Raw genomic sequence first — 18,027 nt, 5'->3', positions numbered from 1 at the left:
GAGCCACCTGTCAACTCTTGGGATAGGGCCAGGGGTTGGGCAGGCAGTGGATTCCGTCGTGGTCGAGGAACTTCGTCTGCTGCTGCATGACCGGCGCCAACTCGCCGTCCTTGTCGCAGGTCACATGGCCGTAGCCGAGCCGGTGGCCGACCTCGTGGTTGATCAGCATCTGCCGGTAGGCGTGGATCTTGTCGCCGTAGGTCTTGCTGCCCTGGGCCCACCTGTATGCGTTGATCATGACTCGGTCGGTGGCGGCCGAGTCGCAGGACACGTTGTCCTCGGTCGTGTCGAGGCCGGACTTGGCGCACCACTTGGCGGTGGTGCCGGGGCTGGCGAGCGTGATCACGAAATCGGGCTTGCCGGAGGAGACGCGCTCGAAGGTGCGGGCGCCGTCGTGGGCCCAGCTGCGGTCGTCGTTGAGCGTCTTCTGCACGGCCTCGGCGAACAGTTTCCCGTCCAGCCCGAGCCCCTGCTCCACGTCGACGCGGTAGGTGTACTTCCGCCCCTTGCCCGGCGCCTTCGCGCTCCCGGGCACGGTGGCGAACTTCCCGGACCCGGCCAGCTGGGCACTGAGCGGGTACTTCTCGTCCATCGCCTGCTCGTACGACAGCGTCGCCACGTTCGGCGAGGCGGAGGCGGACGGCGTCGTGCGGCCGTTTCCGCGCGAGGCGGCACCGTCGGTGGCCCGCGTCTCGCCCGCGGCCGACTGCGACCCGGCGGCGCCGGCGTTCCGGCCGTCGACGACCTGTCCGGCGACCATCACCGCGAGCACGGTGGTGACGGCGGCGGCCGCGACCCCGGCGAAGGTCCGGCTCTTGCCGCCCTTGGGCTGCGCGGGCTCGCCGGTGGGTGCGGCGTCCTCGTCGTCGGCGTCACCGCCGTCGGCGCCGGAGGAGAGCGGAGAGGTGTGCGGACCCGACCCTGGCGGATACGTTTCCGCACGCTGGGCGCCGATGCCGGGGCGGGGGGTGAAGACGTCGGCGTCCTCGTCGAAGGCGTCGACATAGTCCTGCCGCGGTCCGCCGGGCCCGCCCTGCCGCTGCCGCGGTATGGACACACCGGCCGACCTGAAGGCGGCACCGGCAGGCCCGGAAGCCGTCCCGAGGGGCCCGGAGCCGCCCCCGGCCGTCCCACCCGACTCACCCCAGCCACCGCCCGCTTCCCGCTGCTGAGGGTGACCACCACGCACTCGCGGGACACCGCCGGCCGGGGTCCCGTCAGGGAGACGCCGAACACCGCGGGCCGGAGTCCCGTCCGGGAGACGCGGAACGCCCTGCGCCGGGGTTCCGTCCGGATGGCGAGGCACGCCATGGGCGGGCGTGCCGTCGGGGAAGCGGGGCACCCCCCGGGCAGGTGTGCCATCGGGCGCGCGTGGGGCGCCCTTGGCAGGCGTACCGTCCGTGAATCGCGGCGGGCCGCCCGCGGATGTCCCGGCGCGGTCCGTGAATCGCGGCGGGCCGCCTGCGGGTGTCCCGGCGGCCGGACGCGGCGCCGGCGCCCCCGTGGGCCCGCGCTCCCCGTCCCCCTGACCCGGATTCCGGGCCGGGCGCCCGTTCGCTATGTCCGCCGCGTCACCTTTGGGTGCCGGGCCGCGGCGGCTGTGACGTCCCACTCGCCCCTCAGCTCCCCGCGCCCGGTGCGGCCGGGCCGCCGCCGATGGTCCGGGCAGCCGGTTGGTCCCCCGCCTCCACGGCGGCCGCGAGGAGTTCACGGAACGCCCCGGCCACCGCCTCCGGGTACTCCATCATCGCCACATGCCCGGCGTCCGGCATGGAGAGCAGCCGGGAGCAGCGGAAGGTGCGCGCGGCCTTCTGCGCCATGCGGTAGCCGACGAGCTGGTCGCGGCCGCCGTAGATCAGCAGGGTCGGGGCGAGCACGCGCTCGGCCTGGCGCCAGAGCCCGTGCTGGCCGCCAAGGGTGTAGGCGTTGACGATCCCGCGCGCGGACCGCGCCATCGCGTCCCAGAAGTACGGCAGCCGCAGCCGCCGTTCCAGCTCCTCCACGGCGTGCTGGAACGCCTCGGGCGTCACCCGGCCGGGGTCGCCGTAGCAGAGGGCCAGCACGCCCCGTACCCGCTGTTCGGCCGTCCACTTGCCGGTGGTGCGGGTGAGGAGCCCGGCGACGCCGGGGAGGCCGAGCAGGACCGTCGGCATGGCGGTGCGCTGCACGCGCAGCTCGGGCAGGGCCGGCGAGACGAGTGTGAGGGTGCGGACGAGGTCCGGGCGGACGGCCGCGACGCGGGTGGAGATCGCGCCGCCGAGGGAGTTGCCGAAAAGATGGACGGGACCACGGCCGGTCGAGTCGAGATAGCGGATGACCGCGCGCGCGTGCCCGGTGACGGAGTAGTCGCCGTCGTCCGGTGGCGGCGAGTCGCCGAAGCCCGGCAGGTCGACCGCCTCGCCGTCCACGACGCCTTCGAGCCGCTCCATCAGCTGCGACCAGTTCTGCGAGGAGCCGCCGAGCCCGTGGATGTACAGCGCGGGCGGCAGGCCCTCGCGCGCGGGCGGCCTGGCGCGGACCGAGAGTGTGACGCCGGGCAGTCCCACCGACCGCAGCCGCTCGCCCTGCGCGACTCTGACTGCCGCGGCCTCCGGGAGCACGCTGGTGGGCGGCACTGAGGGCAGCTCGGTCGAAGACATGCGCCAATGTTACGAGACGATCACACGGTGATTCGTGTGTTCGCCGTCACAGAGCCACCCGGGACGAGCCGTGCGGGAACCGGGAATGAAGGGCCTCCTGTGTCCGCGGCGAGCGCCCCTGGGCGGCAGTCGGACGGCGGCTGGACGGCAGCTCGGTGGCATAGCGTCCGAATCCGGTGTCTCCTACGCTCGTAAGCAGGGCACCCGGTTGTGGCCCCCTGCTGTGCCAGGGACGTTCGAAGGAAGGGAGCCCACCATGACCTACGACCCCACCGACCCCGACGTGCTCGACGATCTGGAAGCGGAGGCGGAGGACGCCCAGGAGATCGACGTCGAGGCCCCGGAGGGCGACGCTGCCGAGCAGCACACGGACATCGCACCGTCCCACGACGACCCGCTCACCGGCGTGGACCCGGACCGCGCGAACGAGGCCGATCTCATCGAACAGGCGCGCGTGGTCTCGCTCGACGAGGACGACTACCGCTGACCGCGACCGGCCTCCGACCGGCCTCCGGCGGGCCCACCTGGCCTGTCCGCATTTCCCGGTGCGGCTTTCGCCGCCGTCCGGTACGTGAAATTCTGCGCTCGCACCGCGCACAGGACGGTTACCGAAAAGTACGATGGCCGCGCGGAGCGATCCGCATGTGGACCACATTGGGAGGCGGCGTGACAGCCATCGAGCAGACAGAGGCGGCACGCCCGCGGGGCACTCGCCTGCCGCGCCGTGCCCGACGCAACCAGTTGCTGGGCGCCGCCCAGGAAGTATTCGTCGCGCAGGGGTATCACGCGGCCGCGATGGACGACATCGCCGAACGTGCCGGCGTCAGCAAGCCGGTCCTCTATCAGCACTTCCCGGGCAAGCTCGACCTCTACCTGGCGCTGCTGGACCAGCACTGCGAAGCGCTGATCCAGGCGGTGCGCGGCGCGCTCGCGTCGACGAGTGACAACAGCCAGCGGGTCCGGGCGACGATGGACGCGTACTTCGCGTACGTCGAGGACGACGGCGGGGCCTTCCGCCTGGTCTTCGAGTCCGACCTGACGAACGAGCCCGCGGTACGCGAGCGCGTCGACAAGGTCACCACCGAGTGCGCCGAGGCGATCTGCGAGGTAATCGCCGAGGACACCGGCCTGCCGCGCGCCGAGTCGATGCTGCTGGCCTCCGGCCTCGGCGGCCTCGCCCAGGTGGTGGCGCGTTCCTGGCTGCACAGCGACCGCACCGTCCCGCGCGACCAGGCGGTACAGCTGCTGACCTCGCTGGCCTGGCGGGGCATCGCGGGCTTCCCGCTGCACGGCATCGAGGCCCACCACTGACGGCCTCGCGCGAAATTCCCGTTCCCTGTTCGCTCCTGGCGTGCAGGCGCGCAGCGTCTACGTCCCCTCACCGGGCTAATGTGTGCTGCGTACGGCGCGGAAGGTCGCGCACTTCAATGACCGTCGGAGGGACATAGCCGTGGAGGTCAAGATCGGCGTGCAGCACGCGCCCCGCGAGATCGTTCTGGAGAGCGGTCTGAACGCCGAGGAGGTCGAGCGACTCGTCGCCGACGCGCTGGCCGGCAAGTCACAGGTGCTGTCCCTGGAGGACGAGCGCGGCCGCAAGGTCCTGGTCCCGACGGACCGCCTGGCGTACATCGAGCTCGGCGAGCCGACGGTGCGCAAGGTCGGCTTCAGCGCGGTCTGACCACAGCAGCACGGAGGGGCCGGGAGGACACACGTCCTCCCGGCCCCTCCGCCATGTCCGCCTTCCACATGTGGCCCACAAGTCACCCACAGAGGAGGATTGCATTCCGCAGGTCACGGGTATGACGGGCTACGACCGTGAAGCACCGGCCGGCCGTGGGAGGGACCCCTCGTGATGCTCCTGGAAGTCCTTGGATCAGCCCTGCTCGGCCTGGCCCTGTCGTGGGCCGCGGTCAGCCGCCTGTCCCACCGGCTCCCGGCCCGCCCCCTGGTGTTCTCCACGGGCGTCGCGGGCGCCCTCTTCGGCGACTTCGTCACCCACAGCGCACTCGGCCCCGGCGCGGTCCTGGTCACTCTTCTGGGCGCGGCGATCGTCTCGGCGGCTTCCCTGTCCCTGCTGCTCCGCCCGGCGGGCCGCCGCCTGCGCCGACGATCGATCCCGGCGTAGCTGCAGGCGCCTTCAGACGGCAGCGACCCAGCTGAAGCGCCCCGTCAGGGGCGCGCGGCCTGCTCGATCGGCGGCTCCGCCGAGGGGCGCGGCCAGCCCCCACCGGCCTCAGGCCGCGCAATCCCCGCAACCACCCCCCACGGAGCGCTACGCCGCCAGCCCGAGCGCAGCCATCCGCTTCGTGTGCGCCTCGGTGATCCGCGAGAACATCCGCCCCACCTCGGCGAGATCGAACCCGTCGGCCACGCCCCCGACCAGCATGGTCGACAGCGCGTCCCGGTCGGCCACCACCCGCTGCGACTGCGACAGGGCCTCGCCCATCAACCGCCGTGCCCACAAGGCCAGTCGGCCTCCCACCCGCGGGTCGGCGTCGATGGCGGCGCGCACCTTCTCCACCGCGAACCCGGCGTGCCCGGTGTCGTCGAGGACGGCCAGCACCAGTTCGCGCGTGTCCGAGTCGAGGCGCGCCGCGACCTCCCGGTAGAAGTCACTGGCGATCGAGTCGCCGACGTACGCCTTGACCAGACCCTCCAGCCAGTCCGACGGCGCCGTCTGCCGATGGAAGCCGTCGAGGGCCGCTACGAACGGCTCCATCGCCTGTGTGGCGTCCTCGCCGATCTCCGTCAGCCGGTCGCGCAGCCGCTCGAAGTGGTGGAACTCGGCCGACGCCATCTTCGCCAGCTCGGCCTTGTCCGCCAGCGAAGGCGCCAGCTTGGCGTCCTCCGCCAGCCGCTCGAACGCCGCGAGCTCGCCGTATGCGAGCGCGCCGAGCAGGTCCACGACCGCGGCACGATAGTGCGGGTCGGCAGCCGCCTGCGCCCAGTCCTGGGCGGCGACACCCGTCGGTTCGGCGGAGGCGGTCTCAGGCTTGTCAGAGCTCGTCATGAAGCGCACAATAGCCCGCCCGTCGACTCGGGGAAGCCCTGGTCAACCACTGTGACTACCATGACGTGACCAAATCGGCCATCGCATGTGCACGATTCCGGGGTATGGTGGTAATGCGCCTGCTGGTACGCCGTCGAATCTCGACGTATCTCGACAGGCCGCACGTATGAGGATGCCCGGTCGGTGGCCCGATCGGCTCCGACCCGACAGCCCTCCCGGCTCGTACGGCACTGTGCGTACGACGACCGGAGGGACACACCCTCAGCGGTACGAGCGCTAGAGCGTCGGCAGAGGTCCCGTGCACTACGGCGTGCCCCCCACGGCCCGCCCGTAAGGCAGCCGACGTCCCCGGCACGGTCCGTCAAAGACCCCCGCGCTCGCCTCGCGCCGCGACACACAGAAGAGGCAGCACCCTGACTACGACGTTTCGTGAACTCGGAATCCTTCCCGAGACCGCCGAGGCCCTGGAAGCCGTCGGCATCATCACCCCCTTCCCCATCCAGGAGATGACACTCCCGGTCGCCCTGTCCGGCAGCGACGTCATCGGCCAGGCCAAGACCGGCACCGGCAAGACCCTCGGCTTCGGTCTGCCGCTCCTGGAGCGCGTGACCGTCCCCGCCGACGTGGAGGCCGGCCGTGCCGCCCCCGAGGCTCTCACGGACGCCCCGCAGGCGCTCGTCGTCGTCCCCACGCGCGAGCTGTGCACCCAGGTCACCAACGACCTGCTGACGGCCGGCAAGGTCCGTAACGTGCGCGTTCTCGCCATCTACGGCGGCCGGGCCTACGAGCCGCAGGTCGAGGCCCTGAAGAAGGGCGTCGACGTGGTCGTCGGCACCCCGGGCCGGCTCCTCGACCTCGCGGGCCAGAAGAAGCTGGACCTGAAGCACATCAGGTCCCTCGTCCTCGACGAGGCCGACGAGATGCTCGACCTGGGCTTCCTGCCCGACGTCGAGAAGATCATCAACATGCTTCCGGCCAAGCGCCAGACCATGCTGTTCTCGGCGACCATGCCGGGCGCGGTCATCGGCCTCGCACGCCGGTACATGAGCCAGCCCACCCACATCCGCGCCACCGCGCCGGACGACCAGGGCGCGACGGTCGCGAACATCGCGCAGTTCATCTACCGCGCGCACTCCATGGACAAGCCGGAGATGATCGCGCGCATACTGCAGGCCGAGGGCCGCGGCCTCGCGATGATCTTCTGCCGCACCAAGCGCACCGCCGCCGACATCGCCGAGCAGCTCCAGAGCCGCGGTTTCGCCTCCGGCGCCGTCCACGGCGACCTGGGCCAGGGCGCCCGCGAGCAGGCGCTGCGCGCCTTCCGCAACGGCAAGGTGGACGTCCTCGTCTGCACCGACGTCGCCGCGCGCGGCATCGACGTCGAGGGCGTGACGCACGTCATCAACTACCAGTCCCCCGAGGACGAGAAGACGTACCTGCACCGGGTCGGCCGTACCGGCCGCGCGGGCGCGTCGGGTACGGCGATCACCTTCGTCGACTGGGACGACATCCCTCGCTGGCAGCTGATCAACAAGGCGCTGGAGCTGGGCTTCAACGACCCGGTGGAGACGTACTCGACCTCCCCGCACTTCTTCGAGGACATGAAGATCCCCGCGGGCACCAAGGGTGTCCTGCCGCGCTCGGAGCGCACCCGCGCCGGGCTCGACGCGGAGGAGCTGGAGGACCTGGGCGAGACCGGCGGCCGCGGTGGTCGCGGTCGTGGTGGCCGGGGCGGTCGCCCCGACTCCCGCGCCGAGGCCCGCTCCGAGGAGCGCGAGCGTCCGGCCCGCACCCCGCGCCGCCGCCGTCGCACGCGCGGCGGTTCGGCCCTGGACCAGGCCTCCGGTACGGCGTCCACGGCGCCGGCCGCCGAGGCCGCCTCGCACGCCTCCGCCGACGACGCCGTCGCGGCGTCGGAGCCGGCGGCAGCGCGGACCCCGCGCCGCCGTCGCCGTACGCGCAACGGGGCGGCGCAGGAGCCGGTGGCGGCCGCCGCTCCGGTGACCGTGACGCCGGAGGCCGTCGTGGAGACGGTCGAGGCCGTCGTTGAACCCGTGGCGGCCGAGAAGCCGCGCCGCCGTCGTACCCGCAAGTCAGCGGAGACCGCGCCGGTGGCGGAGGCGACGACGCCGGTGACCGAGGCACCGCAGACCGAAGAGGCCCCGGCGGCCCCCGCGCGTCGCCGTACCCGCAAGGCGGCCGAGGCCCCCGAGACGACCGCCCCCGCGGCAGCCGTCGAGACGGCCGAAACCGTCACCGAGCCCAAGCCCCGCCGCACCCGCAGGACGGCCACCGCCGCCGAGACCGCGGTGGACACGGCCGAAGCCACCGAGGCCCAGCCCCGCCGCCGTACCCGTAAGGCCGCCGAGCCGGCGACCGAGGTGGCACAGGCCCCGGTGGAGGCCGTCGAGGCCCCGGCGGCCCCCGCGCGTCGCCGTACCCGCAAGGCGGCCGAGGCCCCCGAGACGACCGCCCCCGCGGCAGCCGTCGAGACGGCCGAAACCGTCACCGAGCCCAAGCCCCGCCGCACCCGCAGGTCGGCCACCGCCGCCGAAGCCGCGGTGGACACGGCCGAAGCCACCGAAGCCAAGCCCCGCCGCACCCGGAAGACGGCGGCAACCGCCGTCGAGACGGAGACGGCCGAGGCGGTCGCCGAGGCGAAGCCGCGTCGCACCCGCAAGACGGCAGCCGCCGCCCCGGAGGCCACCGAAGCCGAGGCCGAGGCGGCGCCCAAGCCGCGCCGGACCCGCAGGACGGCCACCGCCGCCGAGACCGCGGTGGACACGGCCGAAGCCACCGAAGCCAAGCCCCGCCGCACCCGGAAGACGGCGGCAACCGCCGTCGAGACGGAGACGGCCGAGGCGGTCGCCGAGGCGAAGCCGCGTCGCACCCGCAAGACGGCAGCCGCCGCCCCGGAGGCCACCGAAGCCGAGGCCGAGGCGGCGCCCAAGCCGCGCCGGACCCGGAAGGCGGCCGAGGCCGCCGTCGACTCCGCCGAGGGCACCGAGGCCAAGCCCCGCCGCACCCGCAAGGCGACGGCAGCCGCCGCCGTCGCGGAGATCCCGGCGCAGGCCACCGAGGAGCCGGAGGACAAGCCGAGGCGACGCACCACCCGCAAGGCCACCGAGACCGCCGGATCCGTCGAGGCGGCCGACGCGGAGGCCAAGCCGAAGGCCCGCCGCACCCGGAAGGCCACCGCCGCGGCCCCCGAGGCCTGAGCGAGCGTCACGACGGCCCGGACCACCCCGTGTGGTCCGGGCCGTCGGCGTTTCCGCGGGGCCCGCCGTGCTCCGCTGCGGGGATTCACCCACCGGCCCCCGGCCGGTCGCCCCGCTCCGGTTACCCTCTCCCCCATGAGCAGGCCTCGTACCTTCGTCCCGCCCGCCGGCGCCCGGGCTTATGCGCTCGCCACCGACCGGGGTGAGTTCGCCGTCGTCGACGCGCCCGTGGCCGACGGGGTGGCGTCCAGGGGGGTCGCACTGCTGCTGCCCGGGTTCACCGGCAGCAAGGAGGACTTCAACCTGCTGCACGAGGCACTGGGCCGGCGCGGATACCGGACGGTCGCCGTGGACGGGCGCGGACAGTTCGAGTCGGACGGCCCGCAGGACGACGAATCGGCCTACGCCCAGGAGGAGTTGGCGCGGGACGTGCTCGCGCAGACGGCGGCGGTCGGCGCGGGCCGGCCGGTGCATCTGCTGGGGCACTCGCTCGGCGGACAGATCGCACGCGCGGCCGTGCTCCTCGACCGGTCGCCGTTCCGCTCGCTGACCCTGATGGCCTCGGGTCCGGCGCAGATCTCCTCCTCCCAGCAGCAGCGCGTGAAGCTGCTGCGGGACGCGCTCGCCGTGATGTCGATGGCCGAGGTGTGGGAGGCCATGCAGGCCATGGAGCCGCCGGAGGAGCTCGACGATCTGGACGGGCTGGACGAGGGCCTGGAGGACGGCGAGGATCTGCGGCGCCGCTGGCTGGGCAACAAGCCGGCCCAACTCATCGCCACCGGACGCCAGTTGTGCACCGAACCGGACCGCGTCACGGAACTGGCCGCCGTACCGCTGCCGTTCCACGTGCTGTCCGGCGCCCGGGACGACACCTGGCCGGTACCGCTGCTGGACGACATGGCGCTGCGGCTGCGGGCGCGCCGGACAATCATCGAGGGGGCGGAGCACTCGCCCAACACCGAGCGGCCCGCCGCCACCGCGGAGGCGCTCGCCGCCTTCTGGGACGGTGTCACCGACGCGGGCTAGTACTGCGTCCGCAGGTGCTCCCAGAAGCCGTCCCGCAGGGCGCGGCGCAGGTCGGCCTGGCCGCGCAGGGAGTACTGGAGCATCCCCTCGGCCTCGACGAGGAGGTCCTGGTCGACGGACCCCGGCAGGTAGGGGTGGCCGGGCAGCAGTTCGACGAGCGCGTCACGGCCCCGCGAGGACAGCCACTTCGCGGCGATCTGCGCGCCGACGAAGCGGACGTCCTCGCGGGTGGGTCTGGTGGCGCCGGCCTCGTAGGCGGGGGCGGTGCGCCGGGAGACGTACGGCTTGAAGAATTCGAGGTCGAGGGTGCGCTGGCTGTCGACCTCCCAGAGCAGCGGCTCGGCCTGGTTGCGGCCCTCGGGGGCCTCGATGCCCCAGAGGTGGACTCGGGCGCCGTAGCCCTGGGCGGCCTCGACCGCGGAGACCAGGTCCTCGTCGCCGCCGAGCAGGGCCGCGTCGCTGATGGCGCGGTGCCGGGCGAGTGACTCCAGGTCCGTGCGGATCAGGGAGTCCACGCCCTTCTGCTGGTTGTTGGCGTTGAGGTTGCCGAGGCGGACCTTGACGTCGGGCAGCTCGGCGATGGTCTGCTGCTCGGCGGTGTGGATGCGGCGGCGGGCGCCGTCGTACCAGTAGACGCGCAGCAGCCGGCTGTCGGCGAAGATCTGGCGCGCCTTGTCGATGAGCGCTTCGATCAGCCCCTCGGCGTCGAGGTCGAAGGCGCGGCGGTCCTCCGTCCCGGCGGCCAGCCGGCCCGTGGCCGCGTAGAGGTAGCCCGCGTCCACGAAGATGGCGTGCGTCGAGGGCGTCTTGGCCACTTCGGCGAGCATGCGGGTGAGCAGCTCGTTCGTGCGGTCGATACGGGCCTGGAGGGCGGCGAGGTCGTCGTTCATCGCCTCCATTGTCCCGGCGGTCACGCTGCGAACACAACCGGTCCCGGTCAGTCTTCCGAAGACTCTTACCGGTCGGTAATTAGGCGTTCGAAAAATTTCTTTAGCGTAGGGAATGTTTGTAACACGCAAGCCGTTGACTCGTACGGAACACAGCGACGAAGGGAGAGGCCATGCGCTTCGAAATCATGCGACTCGACGAGGTCGACGGCACCACCGTGGACAGCACTGTCGTGGACGCCGCCTCCGTCAGCAGGATCGTGCAGCAGGCCGCCGCCGTGGGGCAGCGCCTGTGGATCCGACCGGCCGAGACCCAGGCTTCGTAAACAGCACGACGCGACGACGACAGACACAACGACAGACGACGACAAGCACAACGACGGACGAGCAGCCACAACGACGACACGCGGAACACCGCACAGTCTTCGGAGCCCCCGTACGGCACCCACGCCGTACGGGGGCTCCGCACATGGCGCCCTACGCGCCCTTGATCACCTGGGTGACACCGTTGATGATCTGCTGCACCGCGATGGCGGAGAGCATCATGCCCGCCAGACGTGTCACCAGGACCACGCCGCCGTCCTTGATGAGCCGGATGATCAGCAGCGAATAGCGCATCACCAGCCACAGCACGACATGGATGGCGAGGATCGCGGTCCATACGGACGCCTGCATGGCCACGCTGTCGGCCTTCTGCACCGCGAGGATGACGGACACGATCGCACCGGGGCCGGCCAGCAGCGGCATGCCCAGCGGCACCAGCGCCACGTTGACGTCCTTGGTCTGCTTCGGCTCGTCGTTCTTGCCGGTGAGCAGGTCCAGGGCGATGAGCAGGAGCAGCAGCCCGCCCGCGATCATCAGCGCGGGCACGGAGACGTGCAGGTAGTCCAGGATCTGGTGCCCCAGCAGCCCGAAGACGGTGATCACGCCGCCCGCCACGCACACGGCCTGGAAGGCCATCCGCTTCTGCACCTTGCCGGGCCGGCCGGCGGTGAGGGCGAGGAAGATCGGGGTGATCCCGGGGGGATCCATGATGACGAACAGGGTCAGGAAGAGGGAGCCGAAGACGGCGAGATCGAACATGGGGGTGGTACAGGCCTTGCGGAGTGAGGGACTTGGGCGGGCGAGGGCTCAGCCTCGGGTTCCGCCGGCCCCCGGCACGGGAAACGCGCCGGTCGCCCGTCGGGTGATCTCGCCGTACACCTCGGGGTCCGTGGTGTACTCGCCCAGCGTCACCGTCTTACGGCTGCCGTGGTAGTCGGAGGACCCGGTGACCAGCAGCCCGAGTTCCCCGGCCAGCCCCCGCAGCCGTGCCCGGGTGTCCTCGTCGTGGTCCATGTGCTCGACCTCGATGCCGTCGAGACCGGCCGCGGCCATCTCGGCGATCGCCGCCTCGGGCACCGTACGCCCGCGTTTCGCGGCTCCGGGGTGCGCGAACACGCACACGCCGCCGGCGCCCTTGACCAGCCGGATCGCCTCGAAGGGGTCGGTCTCGTGCTTCTCCACGAAGGCCCGGCCGCCGTCGGCGAGCCACTCCTCGGTGAAGGCGTCGCTCACGGTCGGCACGACACCGAGCTCGACGAGCGCGGACGCCACATGCGGCCGGCCGACCGAGCCGTCCCCGGCGATCCGCTTCACCTGCTCCCAGGTGACCGGCACCCCCAGCGCGTTCAGCTTGGCGATCATGCCCTGGGCGCGCGGCACCCGGTCGTCCCGGACCAGCTCGCGCTCGGCGAGCAGAGCGGGCTCCTCCGGATCGAAGAGGTAGGCCAGCATGTGCATGGAGACGCCGTCGACACGGCAGGACAGCTCGGCCCCCGTGACGAGGGTGAGTCCCTCGGGCCGGGCGGCGATGGCCTCGGCGTACCCGCGGGTGGTGTCGTGATCGGTCAGCGCGACGACGTCGAGCCCGGCAGCGGCGGCGTTGCGCACCAGCTCGGCCGGGGTGTCCGTACCGTCGGAAGCGGTGGAGTGGCAGTGCAGGTCGATGCGCACGGTGCGGACTCCAACGGGCCGTGACGGATGGGGACGCGTCAAGGATAACGGCCGGCAGGGGGTGCCCCTGTCACACCCGAAAGCGGGGGCCACCCCGTACAGCCGACACACAGGACAACGCGCCCCCCGAAGGGGCGCGGGGAACTGCGCGCTCAGCCCCCACCGACCCGCGCACGACCGACCGCCGGCCCCTACGGCTCAAGCAGGCGCGGCGACAACGCACCGCACGGCACCAGGTCCACCTCGGCCCCCGCGTCCCGCAGGTCCGTCAGCACCAGCTCGTCGTACATCAGCAACCCGGTCTGCTCCGGCCACACCACGGCCCAGAGCCACAGCCCCCGGGCCTCGCCCGCGAAGACGGCCCGGTCGTCCGGCGCGCCGGAGACATGCCACATCGGCGCGGGCCGCCCCGCCGCCAGGACCTTCGCCTGCGGCGGCTTCTCCACGTTCATGTACGGTCCGGGATCCGGCGCGTCGATCCCCGCGTACCGGGCCCCGAGGCCGACCCCCAGCTCCTCGGCGACCAGGATCATCTCCCCTATGCCGCCGAGCGGCGCGGGTCCGGAGCAGGCGACGGCGGTCGCGCGCCCTCCGCTGCGGTCGTCACCGGCGCACGCCACACCCGTGAACAGCCAGCCGACCGGCAGCGGCCAGGGCATCCACACCGGGACCTGGGTGCGGTGCACCACCACACCGAGGGCCTCGACGCTGGGCGGGATCACGGGCTGCACCGGATGCACGGTCCCGTGCACATCGCACTGCCAGGTGTCGGCGAAGAGTCCGGGAGCCCTGACCCGGCCACCACACTTCGGGCAACTGGGTTCGCCCCTCATAGGGCCCCACGGTCCTACCCAGGATCCCCCACGTCAAGGACGATCACCCGTCCGGGCGGAAGCAGTCACCCGAGGGAACTAGATGCGTCTTGCATTTATTAGCTCCCCTAACTTACTATGTGTATACGCCAACCAAATCCGTAACCGAATCCGCATCAGGCATTCGCGGCACAGAGTGGAGGAAGCGCATGGAGGACACGTTCGACACGGGAGCCGGCGGCATCCTGCGGCAGCCGAAGGCCGTGTGGGCGACGGCCGGTGCGTCCGTCGTGGCCTTCATGGGCATCGGACTCGTCGACCCGATCCTGCCCTCGATAGCCAGGGGCCTGGATGCCACGGCCGGTCAGGTCTCCCTGCTCTTCACCTCGTACTTCCTGATCACCGCCTTGGCGATGCTGCTCACCGGCTTCGTCTCCAGCCGGATCGGCGGCCGCAGGACCCTGCTTCTCGGTCTCGCGTTCGTGGTCGTCTTCGCCGGTCTGGCCGGCACGTCCGACACGGTCGGCCAGCTGGTCGGCTTCCGGGCCGGCTGGGGGCTCGGCAACGCCCTGTTCGTCTCGACCGCCCTGGCCGTCATCGTCGGCGCGGCGGCCGGCGGCAGCGCCGCCGCGATCCTGCTCTACGAGTCGGCGCTCGGCCTCGGCATGGCGTGCGGCCCGCTGCTGGGCGCGGTGCTCGGCAACATCAGCTGGCGCTACCCCTTCTTCGGCACCGCCACGCTGATGGCGATCGGCTTCCTGTGCATCACCGCGTTCCTGAAGGAGCAGCCGAAGCCCGCCCGCAAGACCTCGATCCTGGACCCGATCCGGGCGCTGGGCCACGGCGGTCTCGCCTCCGCGGCCGTCTCCGCCTTCTTCTACAACTACACGTTCTTCACGGTGCTGGCCTTCACCCCGTTCGTGCTGAACATGACCCCGTACCGCTCGGGCGCGGTGTTCTTCGCCTGGGGTGTGCTGCTCGCGCTCTTCTCCGTGGTCGTCGCCCCGCGCATGCAGCGGCGGTTCGGGTCCCTGAAGGTGCTCGGCGGCTCGCTGGTCCTGCTCGCCGCCGACGTCCTCGTCCTCGGCTACGGCGGCCACACCGCGGCCGTCGTCTGCACGATCCTGTCCGGCGCGTTCATCGGCGTGAACAACACCGTCTACACCGAACTGGCCCTCGGCGTGTCGGACGCGCCACGCCCGGTGGCGAGCGCGGGCTACAACTTCGTCCGCTGGTTCGCCGCGGCGGCCGCGCCCTACTTCGCGCCGAAGATCGAGGAGTGGACCGACATCCACGTCCCGTTCGTGGTCGCGGCGGTCACCGCGGTCCTGGGCGCGGTGGTGGTGCTGGTACGACGGAACGCTCTCACGCTCCCCCACTCTCGACTTCGCTCGAACGGGGGGACCCCCATCGCCGAGGAACTGGAACCGCGGCACGCCACGGAGGACAGCGTCACGGTCTTTGCCAACTGACTCCCGGCGAGCGGCGCTTGGTGAGCTTGCTCACCAAGCGCCGCTCAGTCCAGCGGGACGGACGTCCGGTGCGGGTCCCGGAGGTCCGTCCCGTTGGCGAGCCAGCGCTCCTGGAGGGCCTCGGCGCCGTGCACGCGTTTCCAGGCCGCCTCGTTCGGAGTCATCGGCAGCAGCGGCAGGAACCGTACGGGATCGAGAGGCGCGTCCAGCTCCAGATCCTCGACGAGACCGCCCGGCTCGCCGACCAGGACGGAGGTGAAGGGTGCCCCCGGCCACAGCGGGTCGCCGACGTCCAGCGACGCGCCGGGCGTCACGACCAGGCCCTCCACCTGCGGTGACGCGGCGAGTACGGCGAGCGCGCGCAGCACCTTGTCGGTCTCGGCGAGCCCGGCCCGGACCGACAGGACCAGCTCTGCGCGCGGTCCTTTCACCGGGTCCGCGACCATGGCCGTGGGGTCGGCCATGGGGTGCGCGGACATGCCGAGCGTGGCGTAGCGGACGACGTTCTCGCCCTGGAGATCCTCGTGGAAGCGGAGCACCTCGATGCGGTCCGTGCCGAGGAAGGTGACCGCCGCGCGCGCGTCCGGTTCGCCCAGTGCGGTGGTCAACCGGGCTTCGACCAGAGGAAGAACTTCAGCCATGGCGCGAGCATAGAACTCGTCAGTGCCGGGCAAAGCGGCGCCTTGACACTGAGGGCTACTGCTACTCTGGCCGCGGTGGTTCGGGGCAGCACGCAGCGCGTCGCGGTCAGACCCCGACGCCGACAGGACTCCCTTACGAGGGACCGGCTGGAGGAGGTGGGGCTGTCATGGATCGAAGTCACCCGTGCAGTACCACTCGCTCTTCCGGCCTCTGAATTCTTCTCTGGCTGGCTGCCGCCTTCTCGTGCGCGTTGTCGTTCGGAAGAGCACTTCGTTTCGCTTGCCCGATCCTTCTGACCGGTCCCTTCCGGATCTGTCTGGATCCGTTCGTCTGATCTGAATCAGTAGCGAAGTCGCCACCGCAACGGTGCGGTGCTCCCCGCTTTGTGGACGTGCCAAACATCCGAAGCCAGGACGTCCCCATTCCGGGTAGTTCCACCCGTTCGCCGGCGGTCCTCCGCTGCCTGTCGCGAAGGAGCCTGCCCATGTCGATGATCCGCGACCTCCGTGCCGTGGTCCGCCCCTCCCGCCCCTCGCTGCGCAAGAGCCTGCGCCCGGACAGCGGCGCGTACGACACCACCCGCGACCCCGGCACGCCGTCGGCCGTCGTCGACTGCGCCGTCTACCGTGACGGCGCCCGTGTCGAGACGGGCAAGCCGCTGACCCCGCACGAGGCGATGCGGCTGGTGCGCCGTGACGGCGGGTTCGTGTGGATCGGCCTGCACGAGCCGACCGAGGCCGAATTCGCCGGTATCGCGAGCGAGTTCGGCCTCCACCCGCTGGCCGTCGAGGACGCGGTCCAGGCCCACCAGCGCCCGAAGCTCGAACGCTACGACGACTCGCTCTTCACCGTCTTCAAGACCATCCACTACGTCGAGCACGACCAGCTCACCGCCACCAGCGAGGTCGTGGAGACCGGTGAGGTCATGTGCTTCACCGGCCGGGACTTCTTCATCACCGTCCGGCACGGCGGGCAGGGCTCCCTGCGGGCGCTGCGGCACCGGCTCCAGGACGACCCCGAGCTGCTCGCCAAGGGTCCCTCCGCCGTGCTGCACGCCATCGCCGACCACGTCGTGGACGGCTACGTCGCCGTCGCCGACGCCGTGCAGGACGACATCGACGAGGTCGAGACCGAGGTCTTCACGCCGGGCCGCAAGGGCGGGGTGTCCCGGGGTGTCGACTCGGCGCGGATCTACCAACTCAAGCGCGAGGTGCTGGAGTTCAAGCGGGCGGTGTCGCCCCTGCTCCGCCCGATGCAGCTGCTGAGCGAACGCCCCATGCGGTTGGTCGACCCGGACATCCAGAAGTACTTCCGGGACGTCGCCGACCACCTCGCCCGGGTCCAGGAGCAGGTCGTCGGCTTCGACGAACTCCTCAACTCCATCCTCCAGGCCAACCTCGCGCAGGCGTCCGTGGCGCAGAACGAGGACATGCGGAAGATCACGGCATGGGCCGCGATCATCGCCGTGCCGACGATGGTGTGCGGTGTGTACGGCATGAACTTCACGTACATGCCGGAGCTGCACTGGAAGTACGGCTACCCGGTGATCATGGGCGTCACGGTCTGCATCTGCCTCGGCATCCACCGCACGCTCAAGCGCAACGGCTGGCTCTAGGCTGGGCGCCATGACAAGTCAGCTGCTCGACCAGGCCCTCGTCGAGGAGGCCACCAAGAAGTCCGGCCTCATCTGGGTGCGGGGCGCGGGGGCGGCGGCCGCGCGTGCGGTGTGGCATGCGTGGGCCGACGGAGGCGTGTGCCTGGTCGGTGACGGGGCCGAGCAGCCGCTGGGTGAGCTGACCGACGGGGGGTCGGCGGAGGTGACCGTCCGCAGCAAGGACAAGGGCGGCCGACTGGTCACCTGGACGGCGACGGTCGCGGAACTGACGGCCGGCACCCCGGAGTGGGACGCGGCGGTGGCCGAACTGAAGGGCAAACGCCTCAACGCCCCCGACGGCGAGGCGATGACCGACCGCTGGGCGAGGGAGTGCAGGGTGCTGCGCCTGACGCCGACGGGGGCGACCTCGCCCCTGCCGGAGGGGAACCTGGCAGCGGCTCCGCTCCCCTCCCCGGCAACGACCCGGCATCCGGTCCCGGCCGCCCTGCCACGGCTGCTTTCCAAGCGCCGAAAGCCCAAGTAAACGAAGCCCGGCCAGAGTTCGGCACCGCCGAGCACGACCGTCGGGGCGCACCGGCGTTGCGGCGGAACTCAGAAACCCACCGGGCACCGCCTGCCCCGCCCGACAATTCCCCTGCCCCAACCCCGAACCCGCCGGCCACACAGCCCCACCGGCCCTGCGACCCACCGCCCCCATCGACCCCGCTGACC

Annotated in this window: 18 protein-coding genes; 10 read left to right on the top strand and 8 right to left on the bottom strand. The window is 71.8% G+C overall.

Translation table 11 applies throughout. The features are described from left to right. Nucleotides 1-10: 10 nt before the first annotated feature. Nucleotides 11-1,612 carry a DUF3152 domain-containing protein gene (locus OHB00_RS33335; RefSeq protein ID WP_406440295.1) on the bottom strand — a complete coding sequence of 534 codons (1,602 nt, stop codon included), beginning with the start codon at nucleotides 1,610-1,612 and terminating at the stop codon, nucleotides 11-13. A 7-nt stretch (nucleotides 1,613-1,619) separates the two neighbouring features. Further along, nucleotides 1,620-2,639, bottom strand: a complete 1,020-nt coding sequence (locus OHB00_RS33330; RefSeq protein ID WP_406440293.1) for an alpha/beta fold hydrolase — start codon at nucleotides 2,637-2,639, stop codon at nucleotides 1,620-1,622. A gap of 256 nt (nucleotides 2,640-2,895) precedes the next feature. Here OHB00_RS33330 and OHB00_RS33325 point away from each other — a divergent pair, with 256 nt between their 5' ends. From OHB00_RS33325 to OHB00_RS33310, 4 genes are all read left to right on the top strand, one after another. Continuing rightward, complete coding sequence (locus OHB00_RS33325; RefSeq protein WP_406440292.1) at nucleotides 2,896-3,126, top strand: hypothetical protein; 231 nt, start codon at nucleotides 2,896-2,898, stop codon at nucleotides 3,124-3,126. Nucleotides 3,127-3,305: 179 nt separating this feature from the next. Continuing rightward, a complete protein-coding gene (locus OHB00_RS33320; protein WP_406440290.1) occupies nucleotides 3,306-3,950 on the top strand; it encodes a TetR/AcrR family transcriptional regulator in 645 nt (214 codons plus the stop codon). 139 nt (nucleotides 3,951-4,089) lie between these two features. Continuing rightward, nucleotides 4,090-4,317, top strand: coding sequence for a DUF3107 domain-containing protein (locus OHB00_RS33315; RefSeq protein ID WP_046730492.1), 228 nt, complete (start codon nucleotides 4,090-4,092; stop codon nucleotides 4,315-4,317). A 174-nt stretch (nucleotides 4,318-4,491) separates the two neighbouring features. After that, nucleotides 4,492-4,764, top strand: coding sequence for a hypothetical protein (locus tag OHB00_RS33310; protein WP_406446099.1), 273 nt, complete (start codon nucleotides 4,492-4,494; stop codon nucleotides 4,762-4,764). Nucleotides 4,765-4,911: 147 nt separating this feature from the next. Here OHB00_RS33310 and OHB00_RS33305 read toward each other — a convergent pair whose 3' ends face one another. After that, entirely contained in the window at nucleotides 4,912-5,658 is a 747-nt protein-coding gene (locus OHB00_RS33305) for a ferritin-like fold-containing protein (RefSeq protein WP_217553818.1), read from the bottom strand. A gap of 497 nt (nucleotides 5,659-6,155) precedes the next feature. Here OHB00_RS33305 and OHB00_RS33300 point away from each other — a divergent pair, with 497 nt between their 5' ends. Then, complete coding sequence (locus tag OHB00_RS33300; RefSeq protein ID WP_406440288.1) at nucleotides 6,156-8,867, top strand: DEAD/DEAH box helicase; 2,712 nt, start codon at nucleotides 6,156-6,158, stop codon at nucleotides 8,865-8,867. A 135-nt stretch (nucleotides 8,868-9,002) separates the two neighbouring features. After that, the gene (locus tag OHB00_RS33295; protein WP_406440286.1) at nucleotides 9,003-9,893 is read left to right on the top strand and encodes an alpha/beta fold hydrolase; all 891 of its coding nucleotides are present in this window, start codon (nucleotides 9,003-9,005) and stop codon (nucleotides 9,891-9,893) included. On the opposite strand, the gene OHB00_RS33290 is transcribed toward OHB00_RS33295, so the two are convergent. Continuing rightward, nucleotides 9,890-10,783 (bottom strand): NYN domain-containing protein, encoded by an 894-nt coding sequence (locus tag OHB00_RS33290; protein ID WP_406440284.1) that lies wholly within the window; start codon nucleotides 10,781-10,783, stop codon nucleotides 9,890-9,892. The two genes, OHB00_RS33295 and OHB00_RS33290, sit on opposite strands and share 4 nt — an antisense overlap. A 170-nt stretch (nucleotides 10,784-10,953) precedes the next feature. Here OHB00_RS33290 and OHB00_RS33285 point away from each other — a divergent pair, with 170 nt between their 5' ends. Then, nucleotides 10,954-11,106 carry a hypothetical protein gene (locus OHB00_RS33285; RefSeq protein ID WP_089098921.1) on the top strand — a complete coding sequence of 51 codons (153 nt, stop codon included), beginning with the start codon at nucleotides 10,954-10,956 and terminating at the stop codon, nucleotides 11,104-11,106. 151 nt (nucleotides 11,107-11,257) lie between these two features. Here OHB00_RS33285 and OHB00_RS33280 read toward each other — a convergent pair whose 3' ends face one another. The 3 genes from OHB00_RS33280 to OHB00_RS33270 form a co-directional block, all read right to left on the bottom strand. Beyond that, nucleotides 11,258-11,863, bottom strand: coding sequence for a MarC family protein (locus tag OHB00_RS33280; protein WP_406440282.1), 606 nt, complete (start codon nucleotides 11,861-11,863; stop codon nucleotides 11,258-11,260). Nucleotides 11,864-11,911: 48 nt separating this feature from the next. Beyond that, nucleotides 11,912-12,775 (bottom strand): PHP domain-containing protein, encoded by an 864-nt coding sequence (locus tag OHB00_RS33275; RefSeq protein ID WP_406440280.1) that lies wholly within the window; start codon nucleotides 12,773-12,775, stop codon nucleotides 11,912-11,914. A 191-nt stretch (nucleotides 12,776-12,966) separates the two neighbouring features. After that, nucleotides 12,967-13,608 carry a DUF6758 family protein gene (locus tag OHB00_RS33270; protein WP_406440278.1) on the bottom strand — a complete coding sequence of 214 codons (642 nt, stop codon included), beginning with the start codon at nucleotides 13,606-13,608 and terminating at the stop codon, nucleotides 12,967-12,969. A gap of 188 nt (nucleotides 13,609-13,796) precedes the next feature. On the opposite strand from OHB00_RS33270, the gene OHB00_RS33265 reads away from it, so the two are divergent. Further along, nucleotides 13,797-15,059 carry an MFS transporter gene (locus OHB00_RS33265; protein ID WP_406440277.1) on the top strand — a complete coding sequence of 421 codons (1,263 nt, stop codon included), beginning with the start codon at nucleotides 13,797-13,799 and terminating at the stop codon, nucleotides 15,057-15,059. A gap of 44 nt (nucleotides 15,060-15,103) precedes the next feature. On the opposite strand, the gene OHB00_RS33260 is transcribed toward OHB00_RS33265, so the two are convergent. Beyond that, nucleotides 15,104-15,700, bottom strand: coding sequence for a suppressor of fused domain protein (locus OHB00_RS33260; RefSeq protein ID WP_406440275.1), 597 nt, complete (start codon nucleotides 15,698-15,700; stop codon nucleotides 15,104-15,106). Nucleotides 15,701-16,185: 485 nt separating this feature from the next. On the opposite strand from OHB00_RS33260, the gene OHB00_RS33255 reads away from it, so the two are divergent. Continuing rightward, nucleotides 16,186-17,316 carry a magnesium and cobalt transport protein CorA gene (locus tag OHB00_RS33255; protein ID WP_406440274.1) on the top strand — a complete coding sequence of 377 codons (1,131 nt, stop codon included), beginning with the start codon at nucleotides 16,186-16,188 and terminating at the stop codon, nucleotides 17,314-17,316. A 10-nt stretch (nucleotides 17,317-17,326) separates the two neighbouring features. Further along, a complete protein-coding gene (locus tag OHB00_RS33250; protein ID WP_406440272.1) occupies nucleotides 17,327-17,839 on the top strand; it encodes a hypothetical protein in 513 nt (170 codons plus the stop codon). Nucleotides 17,840-18,027 lie beyond the last annotated feature (188 nt).

Source organism: Streptomyces sp. NBC_00631 (assembly GCF_045206895.1).
In the GTDB taxonomy this organism is placed as follows: Bacteria; Actinomycetota; Actinomycetes; order Streptomycetales; family Streptomycetaceae; genus Streptomyces.
This window is presented reverse-complemented; position numbering and strand designations above follow the sequence as displayed.

What these genes read in the sequence shown, in the direction of transcription:
- OHB00_RS33300 (WP_406440288.1), top strand. Translation starts at nt 6,156, where the DNA reads ATGACACTCCCGGTCGCCCTGTCCGGCAGCGACGTCATCGGCCAGGCC.
- OHB00_RS33255 (WP_406440274.1), top strand. Translation starts at nt 16,186, where the DNA reads ATGTCGATGATCCGCGACCTCCGTGCCGTGGTCCGCCCCTCCCGCCCC.
- OHB00_RS33295 (WP_406440286.1), top strand. Translation starts at nt 9,003, where the DNA reads ATGAGCAGGCCTCGTACCTTCGTCCCGCCCGCCGGCGCCCGGGCTTAT.
- OHB00_RS33310 (WP_406446099.1), top strand. Translation starts at nt 4,492, where the DNA reads ATGCTCCTGGAAGTCCTTGGATCAGCCCTGCTCGGCCTGGCCCTGTCG.
- OHB00_RS33265 (WP_406440277.1), top strand. Translation starts at nt 13,797, where the DNA reads ATGGAGGACACGTTCGACACGGGAGCCGGCGGCATCCTGCGGCAGCCG.
- OHB00_RS33330 (WP_406440293.1), bottom strand. Translation starts at nt 2,639, where the DNA reads ATGTCTTCGACCGAGCTGCCCTCAGTGCCGCCCACCAGCGTGCTCCCG.
- OHB00_RS33280 (WP_406440282.1), bottom strand. Translation starts at nt 11,863, where the DNA reads ATGTTCGATCTCGCCGTCTTCGGCTCCCTCTTCCTGACCCTGTTCGTC.
- OHB00_RS33270 (WP_406440278.1), bottom strand. Translation starts at nt 13,608, where the DNA reads ATGAGGGGCGAACCCAGTTGCCCGAAGTGTGGTGGCCGGGTCAGGGCT.
- OHB00_RS33325 (WP_406440292.1), top strand. Translation starts at nt 2,896, where the DNA reads ATGACCTACGACCCCACCGACCCCGACGTGCTCGACGATCTGGAAGCG.
- OHB00_RS33285 (WP_089098921.1), top strand. Translation starts at nt 10,954, where the DNA reads ATGCGCTTCGAAATCATGCGACTCGACGAGGTCGACGGCACCACCGTG.
- OHB00_RS33290 (WP_406440284.1), bottom strand. Translation starts at nt 10,783, where the DNA reads ATGAACGACGACCTCGCCGCCCTCCAGGCCCGTATCGACCGCACGAAC.
- OHB00_RS33260 (WP_406440275.1), bottom strand. Translation starts at nt 15,700, where the DNA reads ATGGCTGAAGTTCTTCCTCTGGTCGAAGCCCGGTTGACCACCGCACTG.
- OHB00_RS33250 (WP_406440272.1), top strand. Translation starts at nt 17,327, where the DNA reads ATGACAAGTCAGCTGCTCGACCAGGCCCTCGTCGAGGAGGCCACCAAG.